Annotated in this window: 14 protein-coding genes; 3 read left to right on the top strand and 11 right to left on the bottom strand. The window is 57.8% G+C overall.

The annotated features are described in order from the left end of the window. From A1355_RS02560 to gshB, 10 genes are all read right to left on the bottom strand, one after another. Positions 1-726, bottom strand: a 726-nt coding sequence (locus A1355_RS02560; RefSeq protein ID WP_064024687.1) for a DUF58 domain-containing protein, incomplete at its 3' end; no start/stop codon positions are given. Beyond that, a complete protein-coding gene (locus A1355_RS02555; RefSeq protein WP_064024686.1) occupies positions 726-1,712 on the bottom strand; it encodes an AAA family ATPase in 987 nt (328 codons plus the stop codon). The genes A1355_RS02560 and A1355_RS02555, both read right to left, overlap by 1 nt. A gap of 55 nt (positions 1,713-1,767) precedes the next feature. Then, on the bottom strand, positions 1,768-2,460 hold the full coding sequence (locus tag A1355_RS02550) for a TIGR00730 family Rossman fold protein (protein ID WP_064024683.1): 693 nt from the start codon (positions 2,458-2,460) through the stop codon (positions 1,768-1,770). A 62-nt stretch (positions 2,461-2,522) separates the two neighbouring features. Then, entirely contained in the window at positions 2,523-3,803 is a 1,281-nt protein-coding gene (locus A1355_RS02545; RefSeq protein ID WP_064024680.1) for a dihydroorotase, read from the bottom strand. Continuing rightward, positions 3,800-4,765, bottom strand: coding sequence for an aspartate carbamoyltransferase catalytic subunit (locus tag A1355_RS02540; protein WP_064024678.1), 966 nt, complete (start codon positions 4,763-4,765; stop codon positions 3,800-3,802). Before A1355_RS02540 ends, A1355_RS02545 begins: the two co-directional genes overlap by 4 nt. Beyond that, positions 4,762-5,283 (bottom strand): bifunctional pyr operon transcriptional regulator/uracil phosphoribosyltransferase PyrR, encoded by a 522-nt coding sequence (gene pyrR / locus A1355_RS02535; RefSeq protein ID WP_064024676.1) that lies wholly within the window; start codon positions 5,281-5,283, stop codon positions 4,762-4,764. Before pyrR ends, A1355_RS02540 begins: the two co-directional genes overlap by 4 nt. A gap of 73 nt (positions 5,284-5,356) precedes the next feature. Next, positions 5,357-5,803 carry a Holliday junction resolvase RuvX gene (gene ruvX, locus A1355_RS02530; RefSeq protein WP_064024674.1) on the bottom strand — a complete coding sequence of 149 codons (447 nt, stop codon included), beginning with the start codon at positions 5,801-5,803 and terminating at the stop codon, positions 5,357-5,359. Beyond that, positions 5,796-6,362: a YqgE/AlgH family protein gene (locus tag A1355_RS02525; protein WP_064024672.1), complete on the bottom strand. Its 567-nt coding sequence runs from the start codon at positions 6,360-6,362 to the stop codon at positions 5,796-5,798. The genes ruvX and A1355_RS02525 overlap by 8 nt, the downstream gene beginning before the upstream one ends. 15 nt (positions 6,363-6,377) lie before the next feature. Continuing rightward, a complete protein-coding gene (locus A1355_RS02520) occupies positions 6,378-7,271 on the bottom strand; it encodes an energy transducer TonB (protein WP_064024670.1) in 894 nt (297 codons plus the stop codon). Position 7,272: 1 nt separating this feature from the next. Continuing rightward, positions 7,273-8,223: a glutathione synthase gene (gene gshB, locus A1355_RS02515; protein ID WP_064024669.1), complete on the bottom strand. Its 951-nt coding sequence runs from the start codon at positions 8,221-8,223 to the stop codon at positions 7,273-7,275. A gap of 139 nt (positions 8,224-8,362) precedes the next feature. Here gshB and rpmB point away from each other — a divergent pair, with 139 nt between their 5' ends. Both rpmB and rpmG read left to right on the top strand, forming a co-directional pair. Next, a complete protein-coding gene (rpmB, locus tag A1355_RS02510) occupies positions 8,363-8,599 on the top strand; it encodes a 50S ribosomal protein L28 (protein WP_064024667.1) in 237 nt (78 codons plus the stop codon). 11 nt (positions 8,600-8,610) lie between these two features. Then, entirely contained in the window at positions 8,611-8,766 is a 156-nt protein-coding gene (rpmG, locus tag A1355_RS02505; RefSeq protein WP_064024665.1) for a 50S ribosomal protein L33, read from the top strand. A 51-nt stretch (positions 8,767-8,817) separates the two neighbouring features. On the opposite strand, the gene A1355_RS02500 is transcribed toward rpmG, so the two are convergent. After that, positions 8,818-10,167 carry a cyclic nucleotide-binding domain-containing protein gene (locus A1355_RS02500; protein ID WP_064024663.1) on the bottom strand — a complete coding sequence of 450 codons (1,350 nt, stop codon included), beginning with the start codon at positions 10,165-10,167 and terminating at the stop codon, positions 8,818-8,820. A gap of 146 nt (positions 10,168-10,313) precedes the next feature. On the opposite strand from A1355_RS02500, the gene A1355_RS02495 reads away from it, so the two are divergent. Next, a complete protein-coding gene (locus A1355_RS02495; protein WP_064024691.1) occupies positions 10,314-11,660 on the top strand; it encodes a DegQ family serine endoprotease in 1,347 nt (448 codons plus the stop codon). The last annotated feature ends 23 nt before the right edge of the window (positions 11,661-11,683 follow it).

The raw sequence follows: 11,683 nt of genomic DNA, 5'->3' as shown, positions 1-11,683 counted from the left end.
CACCAATCGGAATCTGCCGCTCGCCGGCAAGGCAAGCTCGAACGGATCGAAAATTTGCACCAATACGATGTCGCAGTGGCGAGCCAGATAAGCCAAATGATTTTCGGCGGCGGCGTTCAGTCCGCGAAAATCGCTGAGGATATAGACCCGACTGCCGGGGCGGGCGTGGTGCAGCAAACGCGCCAAAGGCTGGTCCAAACCGGTCACCGGGTCGCCGGCAAAATCCGGCCGAACCAGCGCGTTCAGGAAACGCAACACAGCGGCCTTGCCGTTTTGCGGCTTGAATTCCTGGCAGCCGTGTTCGGCGAAAATCTGCCCGCCGATCCGGTCGCCCTGATGCCAGGCGGCCCAAGCCAGCAGCGCCGCCAGTCGGGCGGCCTGCACCGCCTTGAATACGCCTCGGGTCGCGAATTGCATGCTGGCGCGATAATCGACGGCAATAAACATCGGCCGCTCGCGCTCTTCGCGATAGATTTTGCTGTGCGGTTTGTCGGTGCGGGCGGTCACCCGCCAATCGATGCGGCGCACGTCGTCGCCGGGTTGGTACAAACGGGTTTCATCGAAGGCCATGCCGCGCCCCTTGAAGCGCGACAGATAATGTCCGCCCTGGCTGGCGCGAATCGTGCCGCTGCCCAGTTTCAACGCGGCGGCCGGTTTGGCCAAATCGAGCAGCGTCTTTAAGTCGACCGCGATGCGTTCGTTGCCGGCGATTTGGAACTGGTTCATCAGGGTACCGCGATACGGGCGATCAACTCTTTGATGACGTGGTCCGGACTGATGCCTTCCGCTTCCGCTTCGTAGGACAGAATCAAACGATGGCGCAGCACGTCGTAGGCCAGGTCCTGGATGTCGCCGGGATCGACGAAATCGCGCTGTTGCAGCCAGGCCTTGGCCCGGGCGCACCGGTCCAACGCGATGCTGGCGCGCGGGCTGGCGCCGTATTGTATCCAGCCGGCCAAGTCCTGGCCGTACGCGCCCGGATTGCGGGTTGCCAGCACGATTTGCAGCAAATACTGCTCCAGACTTTCAGCCATGTACAAATCCAGCACCTCGGCGCGCGCCGCGAACAAAGTTTGTTGGCCGACCTTGGTCGGCGCCGCGGTCTTGTGCGCCAGCTCGCCGCGCGCCTCGGCTCGGGCCAGGTGCAGAATCGCCTGCTCGTGACTCGGGCTGGGATAATCGATTTTGACGTGCAGCAGGAAACGGTCGAGCTGGGCTTCCGGCAACGGGTAGGTGCCTTCTTGTTCGATCGGGTTTTGGGTGGCCATCACCATGAACAAGGGCGGTAGCGGGTATGTGGCCTTGCCGACCGTGATCTGGCGTTCCGCCATCGCTTCCAAAAGCGCCGCCTGCACCTTGGCCGGCGCCCGATTGATTTCGTCTGCCAATATCAGGTTGTGAAACAGCGGACCTTTTTGAAATTCGAAGCTACCTTGTTGCGGACGGTAAATTTCGGTGCCGGTCAAATCGGCCGGCAGCAGGTCTGGCGTGAATTGCACCCGATGGAAATCGGCTTCCAGACCCTGACCCAACACATTGATGGCACGGGTTTTAGCCAATCCCGGCGCGCCCTCGACCAGCAAGTGGCCGTCGGCCAGCAGCGCGATCAGCATCCGCTCCACCAGAACGGCCTGGCCGATGATTTGGGTGTTGATGTGGGCTTGCAGTTGTTGGAGGGCGGCTTGGCTGGTACTGAGACTGGTCTCGGTCATGTCGAATAAAATCCTGGTTTAAAGCAAGGTTGTGACAGATGGCGGCCCGGAAAGTTTAATTGCGCCGCTGTTGGTCTTTCCATTCCCGATGGGCGATCATGATGTCGACGACTTGGCGGGGATCGTCGGTGATCGTGATCAACGACAGGTCCTCCTCGGAAATCGTACCGTATTCCAGCATCTTGCATTTCATCCAATCCACCAATCCGTTCCAGAAATCGCCGCCGAACAAGACCAGCGGCAACGGATAGATCTTGTGAGTTTGCATCAGCGTCAACGCTTCGAAGAACTCGTCCAACGTACCGAAACCGCCGGGCATGCACACGTAACCCATCGAATAGCGGACGAACATGACCTTGCGGACGAAAAAATAGCGAAAATTCAGCGACAGGCTTTGGTAGGGGTTGGGCTTTTGCTCCATCGGCAACTCGATGTTCAGACCGATGGAAGTCTGGCCCTGGGCCAGCGCACCCTTGTTGGCGGCTTCCATGATGCCCGGCCCGCCGCCGCTGATGATCGCGAAACCCTGTTGGCTGAGCAGCTCGGCCAATTCGACGGTCTTTTGGTAATAAAAGTGTTCCGGCTCCAGCCGCGCCGAGCCGAAAATGGAAACCGCGTCGCACAGATCCGACAGTTCGTCGAAGCCTTCGGTGAATTCGCTAATGATCCGGAAAATGCGCCAAGACTGATCGCCTTTCAAGTCGTCGATGATGCTCGGCGAGCTATTCCTGTTTTTGATACAAACCATGGGTATTTCCTGAAAGATGCCGCGTGGCGGCGCAAAATGGGGTTAGCGGAGGCGAGCTAGCATCATCCGGGTGGCAATCGATACGCCAATCTACCGCCGAGCAGGGTGTGCGTGACCCGGCCGGTCAAGGTTTGTCCCCAATAGGGCGTATTGCAACCGGCGCTCAGCCATTGGCCACGTTCGACCCGCCAAAGGTACTCGGGATCGAACACGCAAACGTCGGCGGGGCGCCCCGGCGTCAGCGAGCCGGCGTTCAGGCTCAATATACCCGCCGGCTTCTCGGTGAGACTGGCGATGGCGCGCGCCAGACTCAAGCCATGTTGGCGGGCGTAGGCCAAGGTCAACGGCAGCAGCGTCTCCAACGCGGCGACGCCGGGCTCGGTTTCCGGAAACGCGCCGAGTTTGGCGTCCAGGTCGTGGGGCTGATGGTCGGAACAAATCGCGTCTAGCGTACCGTTGGCGAGACCGTCGCGCAGATATTGGCGGTCGATATCGTTGCGTAGCGGCGGAATCACGTGGTAATTGCTGTCGAACGGCGTAATGTCGTTCTCAGTTAGGTGCAGTTGGTGTACCGCGACGTCGGCGGTGACGTTCAGCCCGTATTTTTTCGCCTGCTGAATTTTAATCACCGACTGTCGGCAGCTGATTTGACTGATATGCACGCGGCAACCGGTCAGCTCGGCGAGTTCCAGGCACTGGGCCAACGCAATCGACTCGGCCGCTTCCGGAATGCCCGGCAGACCGTAACGGCTGGCGACCGCGCCTTCATGGGCACATCCCTTGCCGCTCAGCGAGGCTTCGTTGGCGCGATACATCAACAACAGACCGTGACTGCCGGCGTATTCCATGGCCCGGCGCAGGATCAACAGGTTGGCGAGCGGCGCGCTGGCGTTGCCGACCGCGATGCAGCCGGCCTGTTTCAGTGCGAACATCGTGCTCAGCTCGCTGCCCGCCAGGCGTTGCGTCAAGGCGGCGACCGGGTGGATTTGCGGGTATTCGGCTTTTTCGGCCTTGTCCTTGATGAATTCGACGACGGCCGGCGTATCGATGACCGGTTGGGTATCCGGCGGCAGGCACAACGAGGTGACGCCGGCGGCCAGCGCGGCGCGCGATTCGCCGAGGATATTGCCTTTTTGGGTTTGGCCCGGCTCGCGCAGCCGCACGCTCATATCGACGAAGCCGGGACAAACGATTTGGTTGGCGGCGTCGATGATTTGATCCGCACTGAAGTCGTCGCCGACTAAACCGACGATTTTACCGTCGGCGATCGCCAGATCGGCTTGGGCGTCGATCCGGTTGGCCGGGTCGATCACCCGGCCGTTCTTGATCAATATTTTGCTCACGCCGTTCCTCCCTGACCGGACATCGTCATCGACATAATCGCCATTCTCACCGAAATACCGTTACTAACCTGTTGCAGAATCACCGACTGGGGACCGTCGGCGACGCTGGAGGCGATCTCCACGCCACGATTGATCGGGCCGGGATGCATGACGACGGCATCCGGCTTGGCGCGTTGCAGCCTGGCTTCGGTCAGGCCGAAGCAACGGAAAAATTCGCTTTCGCTCGGCAAAAAGGCCGAATTCATCCGCTCTTTTTGCAATCTGAGCATGATGACCACATCGACATCGTCCAAGCCCTCATCCATGTCATGCACGGCGACGACGCCCATGCTGGCGACCTGAGCCGGCAACAAGGTTTTTGGGGCGATGACCCTGACTTCGGCAACACCCAAGGTATTCAGCGCGACGATTTGCGAGCGGGCTACCCGCGAATGCAAAATGTCGCCGACGATGGCGACCTTCAGTCCTTCGAAACGCTGTTTATATTGGCGGATCGTGTACATATCCAGCATCGCCTGGGTCGGATGGGCATGTTGACCGTCGCCGGCATTAATCACGCTGATATGCGGCGCGACATGCTGCGCGATGAAATGCGCGGCGCCGCTCAATGCGTGACGGACCACGAACATGTCGACGTGCATCGCTTCCAGGTTATGTATCGTGTCCAGCAGGCTTTCGCCCTTGGCCGTTGACGAAGTGGCGATGTTCATATTCATCACGTCGGCCGACAGCCGGGCGGCGGCCAGTTCGAACGTGGCGCGGGTACGAGTGCTGTTTTCGAAAAACAGATTGACGATGGTTTTGCCGCGTAGCAGCGGCACTTTTTTGACTTGATGCTCCGACATGCCGGCGAAGGATTCGGCGGTGTCGAGGATCTCGGTCAACAGTTCGCGGCTCAGACCTTCAATGGATAGAAAATGCTTGAGCTTACCCTGCTCGTTGAGCTGCAAATGCTTGGTCATGCAGGTACTCCGCTAGGGGTTTGAATTTCGATGCCCAAGGGTTCCGGGCCGGTCAGTTTGATGCGCTGATTGCCGGACAAATCGATGCGGATGCCCCTGCAATCCGGTTGCAGCGGTATCTGCCGACCGTCGCGTTCTATCAACACTGCCAACACCACTTGGTTGGGCCGGCCGTAGTCGAAAATTTCGTTCAGCGCGGCCCGCGCGGTGCGACCGGTATAGAACACGTCGTCGATCAAAATAATGTCGCGGCCTTCCAGATGCGGCGGCAATTGGCTGGTTTTGATCTTGGGATGCATGCCGATTTGCGAAAAATCGTCTCGGTAAAAGGTGATGTCCAACAAGCCCAACGGCTCGCTGCCACCCAAGCGGCGATGCATGTGATTGGCGACCCAGGCGCCGCCGCTATGAATCCCGATCAGCAGCGGGTTGTGCAGCTTGCGTTCGGCGATTTGCTGGCGTATCGCCAACTCCAGCGCGTCGAGTAATACATCAATGTTTAAAGTAGCGGTTGACATGGCGGTTGGCGGTTGGATTGTAATTATTATAGGAAAAACCAGCGAAGAAAAAACCGGGCCGAAGCGGCCTCGACTAGCGGTCGAACCAGCTCTGCAGAATGATTTGAGCGGCCAATTGGTCCTGCACGGCCCATAGTTTAGCAGCGCTGACATGCAGATCGTCGTACAGCATTTGCTTGGCGGCGAACGTGGTCAGGGTTTCGTCGATCTGATGCACCGGCAGTTGGTAGCGGCCGTGCAATTGCCGGCAAAATTTCCGCATACGGGGGGTGATGACGTTGTCGCTGCCGTCTTGTTGCCGGGAAATGCCGACCACCAGGCCGACCGGTTGCCATTCGACAATCAATTTGCCGATGGCTTGCCAGTCCGGCACTTGCTGAATCGAGCGCAACGTGGCCAGCGGACTGGCGATGCCGGTGTCGGCATGGCCGACCGAGACGCCGATTTTCTTGTTGCCGAAATCGAAACCCAGATACGTGTCGCTACTCAGTTTGGCGGCCAAGGGGTCGCGGTTAACCATGGCCGGCCGGCGTGGTCAGGCGATTGATGTCGATGCCAAGTTGGCTGGCGGCGGCATTCCAGCGCTGGCTGATCGGCGTGTGATACAGGATCGTTTCGCCGGACGGGGTATTCAGCCAAGCGTTTTCGACGATCTCTTTTTCCAGTTGGCCGCTACCCCAGCCGGCGTAACCGAGAGCGATCAGATAATCCCTAGGCCCCTTGCCCTTGGCAATGGCTTCGAGGATGTCGCGCGAGCTGGTCAACGTAATGTTTTCAGCGGTCGGAATGCTGGAATCCCAGTGCTGTTCGCAAAAACCGTGGATGACGAAGCCGCGTTCCTGCTGCACCGGTCCGCCGGCGAACACCGGCGTTTCCAGCACGTCGTTCAGGTCGCAATCGATGCCCATTTGTTCGAAGATGTCGCGCAATTTCATACCGGTCGGTCGATTGATGACGATACCCAGCGCGCCTTCGTCGTTATGCTGGCATAGGTAGGTCACGGTATGAAAAAAGTGCGGATCGGCCAAACTGGGCATGGCGATCAGAAATTGGTTATTCAGATAAGTCGCGTCTGTCATGGGAATACTGTTGGGCTAGCGGGCGGTCATCCCGGTTTCGTCTGAAAATTTCCAGACTCTGGTTATTACCAAAACGTTCACTTCGCGCATCAATTCCTCGGGCAATTCGGCAAACGGCGCGCTCATCTTGACAATCCGCTTGGCGGCGTCGTCCAAGGCCGGGTTGCCGGAAGACCGGACGATGCGCATGCTGTAAATACTGCCGTCGGCGTTGATGCCGACATCCATGGTCAGCATTTGCTGGGAGCCGGCTTTACGCGCAGCCTCAGGATAATTCAGATTGCCGGTACGCTCAACCTTGTCCTCCCAATCCTTGACGTATTGCGCCGCCAAATATTTATGCGTGCTGATGGCGTTGACGGACTTGATCTTGGTGTTTTCGGCGCTGAGCTGGCTGGCCCGGATGCGTTCGCCAAGTTGGGCGATCTGCTGTTGCAAGGCTTCGGCCGACAATTTCGGTTTGTCTTCGAGCGGCTCGGCCACCTGTTCCGGTTCGACCGGCTGCTCGGGGCGCGATTCGACCTTGACCGGCGCTTGCGCCTGGGTCAGGACTTTTTGCACGACGGGTTTGGGAGACGGTGCCGCCGGCACGGGCGCGGCTTTAGGCCGCGGCTGACTTTCGGTTTGTTCCGCTCTCGGTAGAGTTTGCGGAATCGTCGCCGGCTTACGGGTTTCGCGGCCTGCGCCTATTTGGTGATCGGCGGCCAAGTATTTGGCTTCCTTGGGGGCCTGCTTGGCCGGCGCGTGCGAGACCGTGATTTCGATCGATTTGTCGGCCTTGGGCGGATGCGGCGCGGTGAAATTGACGCCGAGCAGGACCGCGACATGAATGATCGCCGCGACGAATAGCGCGGTGAGCAGCGTGTCGCTTTGCGATAACGGCGTTGGCGTCAATGGCGGTGCGGACATTTCAGGCGGATACCTTGGCGGCGATATGGTCCATCAACTGGGCGCTGATGTTGATGCCGAATTGCTTGTCCAATTCCTGAACGCAGGTCGGGCTGGTAACGTTGACTTCGGTCAGATAGTCGCCGATCACGTCCAGACCGACAAAAATCAGACCTTTTTCGCGCAACACCGGGCCGACTTGCTCGGCGATCCAGCGATCCCTGGCGCTCAATTCGCGTCCTTCGCCGCGGCCGCCGGCCGCCAGATTGCCCCGGCTTTCGCCGCTGGCCGGGATGCGGGCCAAGCAATAAGGCACCGGCTCGCCGTTGACCATCAAGATGCGTTTGTCGCCGTCCCTGACTTCCGGCAGGTATTTTTGCGCCATGATGAAGCGGCTGCCGTGGTCGGTCATCGTTTCCAGAATCACGCTCAGGTTGGGATCGCCTTCGCGGACGTAGAAAATCGACGCGCCGCCCATGCCGTCCAGCGGCTTCAGAATGATTTCGCGGTGCTCCGCCAGGAATTCGCGAATGCGTTGCCGTTCGCGAGCCACCAAGGTGTCGGTGCAGCATTGCGGGAACCAGGCCGTGTACATTTTTTCGTTGGCGTCGCGTAGCGATTGCGGCTTATTGACCACGTAAACGCCCTGACGCTCGGCCTGTTCCAGCATGTAGGTCGCGTAGATGTATTCCTGATTGAACGGCGGGTCCTTGCGCATGATAATCGCATCGAGATCGGCCAATTCAATGCGTTGTTCGCCGGTAAACTCAAACCATCCGTTCGGATTGCGTTCCACCCTCAGCAGCCGGCTGCGGGCATAAGCATGGCCGTTGCTGAGGTAAAGATCGGCGAGCTCCAGATAATGCAATTCCCAGCCTCGCGCCTGGGCCTCCAACAGCATGGCGAAACTGGTGTCTTTCTTGATGTTGATTTGGTCTATGGGGTCCATGACCATGCCGAGTTTGATAGCCATTGTTGTCCTTTCGCGGGGAAAACCGGAGAAAATAAGTCCGATTCTATCAAATTTATTTTCCGCGCTGTGGTTTACCGGCTTAAGTTTTTTTGATATAAAGCGCGGCTATTTTGAATTAAAAGCTCGCACTGAGGTAGTCATGTCCAGAGTATGCCAAGTAACAGGTAAAAACCCGCTGAGCGGCAATAACGTGTCGCACGCAATGAACCACACCAAAAGACGTTTTCTGCCCAATCTGCATTACCACAGATTTTGGGTCGAGAGCGAAAACCGTTGGGTCCGCTTGAGAGTGTCGCCGAAAGGCATGCGCATCATCGATAAAAACGGCATAGACTCAGTGTTGGCCGACATCCGCAAACGCGGCGAAAAAGTTTAAGGAGACTGACCATGCGCGACAAAATCAAATTGGTATCCAGCGAAGGCACCGGCCATTTCTATACCACCACCAAAAACAAAAAAACCATGCCCGAAAAAATGGAGATCAAAAAATACGATCCCGTCGTTCGCAAGCATGTGATGTACAAAGAAGCCAAAATCAAATAAAGGCTTTCCGTCCGCTGGATTGGGCCGGATGCCATCGCATCGCCGGCCCGGCTAGCGCGGTTTTTTCAATTCGGCCAGTTCGGCCTTCAACGCTTCAGTGTATTTGGCGAGTGCCAGATACTTCATCTCCAAAGCCTTTTTCTCGGCATCCAAAATATTGTATTTGGTCTTCAGTTGCTGCAACAAGCGGCGCATGCGGACCGTATCGTCTTGCAGCGACGACGATTCGGCAAACGATGCCTGGGTCGTCGCCGGCAAACTGCTGACCGGTTGCGGTTCGCTACCGGTGGTGTCGATGAAGTTACTGGTTTCGACGCCGTCGTCGATCGGAAACGACGAGGCCGTTTTCAATTGACCGGGATCGATCTGGTCTAAACCGCCGTTCAGGATCAAAGCGTTGAATTTGTGCCGGAGCAGGATGAACGCGGCGGTGGCGCTCATGCGGCCGCTTTGGCAAACCACCACGATGGGGTGTTGACGATTCAAGGTCTTGATCTGCATCCGCAACGAGTAAAACGGCACGTTGATACTGAGCGGCAAATGACCTCGGCGATATTCGTCCGGCTCGCGCACGTCGATCAAATCGGCGCCCTTGGCCACCAGATCCTGCATCTCGTAATAATCGACGTACTTCAACGTGGGCGTCTTGATCAGCGTGATGAAGGCTTCCTTGGCCAGGCGCAACAACGACACCTCGGTCAGCGCGGTGATCGAAACGTTACGAGGCTCGCCGGAAATCAGCGCATCCTCGCCGAAGGTATCCTGATTGCCCAACTGCGCCAATTTAATGTCCTTGGCGTTGGGCGCCGGCTTGCGGCTGACCAGACATTGGCCTTTCTTGACGATGTAGTAATAGTCGCCGACATCGCCTTGCCTGACAATGACGTCGCCGGGATTGAAGCGGACCTCCTGCAAACCCATCAAAATTTTTTGCAAATTGGCGGGAGGCAACGCGCGAAATACCGGGGACTTCAACAACGTCGTCATCCAATCGTCGTTTTCCTCGACATCGTCAACTATCATATAACTCTCGGTTTCTTCGTACGGCGGCTCTTGCGCGGCCCTGATCATATCAGCACTCAAGCGTAAAAATCGAATCCTGCTATCCGCGAGCGCATTGACTTTTCGTGGGATCTGGTGCGCCAGCGCGAAGCGGGCCGACGTGCCGCCGGCCTTGATGGTTTCTATCGTCAACTCGTCAGTCTGCAGTGTGACGCTGCCGTCGATCAAATAAATCAGATCGTTACGATCCTCGCCGTAGCGAAACAAATAATCGCCCACTTCGGCCTGTTCGATCTCGACCAGCCCGCACAACTCCTCGAACTTGTTGAACGGCAGCGTCGACAGCGGTATCAGTTGCCGGATGACCCGGCCTTCGGCGGAATGGATATCGACAGCCACGGGTCAGTTGCGGATAAAAAGTGGTGGGATTGCGTCGGATGCACTTGAATTATGATAGAACATTATTACTTATAGGCTTGTAGAAACATTTCGTCATCCAGCTTGTCCATGCTGGCATTTTTAACCGCCTAAAACCCGAAACCATGATGAAGATTACCCGATTGTTACTGATTATAGCGATAGGTCTCCAAAGCACCGGGGGCATGGCCGCGCTGCCTGGCCAAGTGGATGGCAGTCCGCTGCCGTCGTTGGCGCCGATGCTGGAACAAAGCATGCCCGCCGTGGTGAACATTTCCACCTCCACCAATGTGCGGATGCAGGAAAATCCGTTGATGAACGATCCGGTGTTTCGGCGCTTCTTCAACATACCTAACAATCCGCGCCAGCAACAAAAAAACAGTCTCGGTTCCGGCGTCATCGTCGATAAGGATCAAGGTTACGTGCTGACCAATAACCACGTCATCGACAAGGCCGACAAGATCACCGTGACCTTGGCGGACGGCCGGCAATTGAACGCCAAACTGCTCGGCGCCGATCCGGAAGCCGACGTGGCGGTTATTCAAATTCCGGCCGACAATCTGACCGCGTTGAAAGTCGCCGACTCCGGCCAACTCAAGGTCGGCGACTTCGTCGTGGCGATCGGCAACCCGTTCGGCCTCGGCCAAACCGTGACCTCCGGCATCGTCAGCGCCTTGGGCCGCTCCAATTTGGGTATCGAAGGTTACGAAGATTTCATTCAAACCGACGCCTCGATCAACCCCGGCAACTCCGGTGGCGCGCTAGTCAATCTGCGCGGCGAATTCGTCGGCATGAACACCGCGATTCTGGCGCCCAGCGGCGGTAACGTCGGTATCGGTTTCGCGATTCCGTCCAATATGGCGATGCGCCTGATGGAGTCGTTGGTTCAGCACGGCGAAGTCCGCCGCGGCCTGCTCGGCGTGACCACTCAGGATTTGACGCCGGATCTGATCAAGGCCTTTTCGTTGAAAAGCCAGCACGGCGCCGTGGTCAGCCGGGTCGAAGCCGGTTCGCCAGCCGAGAAAGCCGGCCTGGAACCCGGCGACATCATCGTCGGCATCAACGGTCAGGACGTCAAGGGCGGCAGTGCCCAAATCCGCAATGCCGTCGGCTTGCTGCAAATCGGCGATACCGCCAATCTGGACGTCGTGCGCGGCGAAGAGCGGATGAATCTGCAAGCCACGATAGGCAAACCCAAGCGTCCGCAATTGGCCGGCGACAAACTGCACCCCACGCTGAGCGGCGCGGCGCTGGGCGTGACGCCCAAGGATCAGGTCGAAGGCGTGTTGATCGAGAAGGTCGAGCAAAACTCCAAGGCCTGGAAAACCGGCTTACGCCCCGGCGACATCATTGTCACCGCCAACCGCTACCGGGTGCGCAATCTCGATGAAATAAAACAGGTGGTTAATCCGAATGCCCCGCTGCTGGTCAATCTGCAACGCGGCGGAGAAGCGTTTTTCGTAGTACTGCAATAAATTGAAAAAAGCCGGGGTAAACT

Source organism: Methylomonas koyamae (genome assembly GCF_001644025.1).
GTDB classification, from domain to species: domain Bacteria; phylum Pseudomonadota; class Gammaproteobacteria; order Methylococcales; family Methylomonadaceae; genus Methylomonas; species Methylomonas koyamae_A.
This window is presented reverse-complemented; position numbering and strand designations above follow the sequence as displayed.

What these genes read in the sequence shown, in the direction of transcription:
- A1355_RS02495 (WP_064024691.1), top strand. Translation starts at nt 10,314, where the DNA reads ATGAAGATTACCCGATTGTTACTGATTATAGCGATAGGTCTCCAAAGC.
- A1355_RS02550 (WP_064024683.1), bottom strand. Translation starts at nt 2,460, where the DNA reads ATGGTTTGTATCAAAAACAGGAATAGCTCGCCGAGCATCATCGACGAC.
- ruvX (WP_064024674.1), bottom strand. Translation starts at nt 5,803, where the DNA reads ATGGTTAACCGCGACCCCTTGGCCGCCAAACTGAGTAGCGACACGTAT.
- gshB (WP_064024669.1), bottom strand. Translation starts at nt 8,223, where the DNA reads ATGGCTATCAAACTCGGCATGGTCATGGACCCCATAGACCAAATCAAC.
- pyrR (WP_064024676.1), bottom strand. Translation starts at nt 5,283, where the DNA reads ATGTCAACCGCTACTTTAAACATTGATGTATTACTCGACGCGCTGGAG.
- A1355_RS02520 (WP_064024670.1), bottom strand. Translation starts at nt 7,271, where the DNA reads ATGTCCGCACCGCCATTGACGCCAACGCCGTTATCGCAAAGCGACACG.
- rpmG (WP_064024665.1), top strand. Translation starts at nt 8,611, where the DNA reads ATGCGCGACAAAATCAAATTGGTATCCAGCGAAGGCACCGGCCATTTC.
- A1355_RS02540 (WP_064024678.1), bottom strand. Translation starts at nt 4,765, where the DNA reads ATGACCAAGCATTTGCAGCTCAACGAGCAGGGTAAGCTCAAGCATTTT.
- rpmB (WP_064024667.1), top strand. Translation starts at nt 8,363, where the DNA reads ATGTCCAGAGTATGCCAAGTAACAGGTAAAAACCCGCTGAGCGGCAAT.
- A1355_RS02525 (WP_064024672.1), bottom strand. Translation starts at nt 6,362, where the DNA reads ATGACAGACGCGACTTATCTGAATAACCAATTTCTGATCGCCATGCCC.
- A1355_RS02555 (WP_064024686.1), bottom strand. Translation starts at nt 1,712, where the DNA reads ATGACCGAGACCAGTCTCAGTACCAGCCAAGCCGCCCTCCAACAACTG.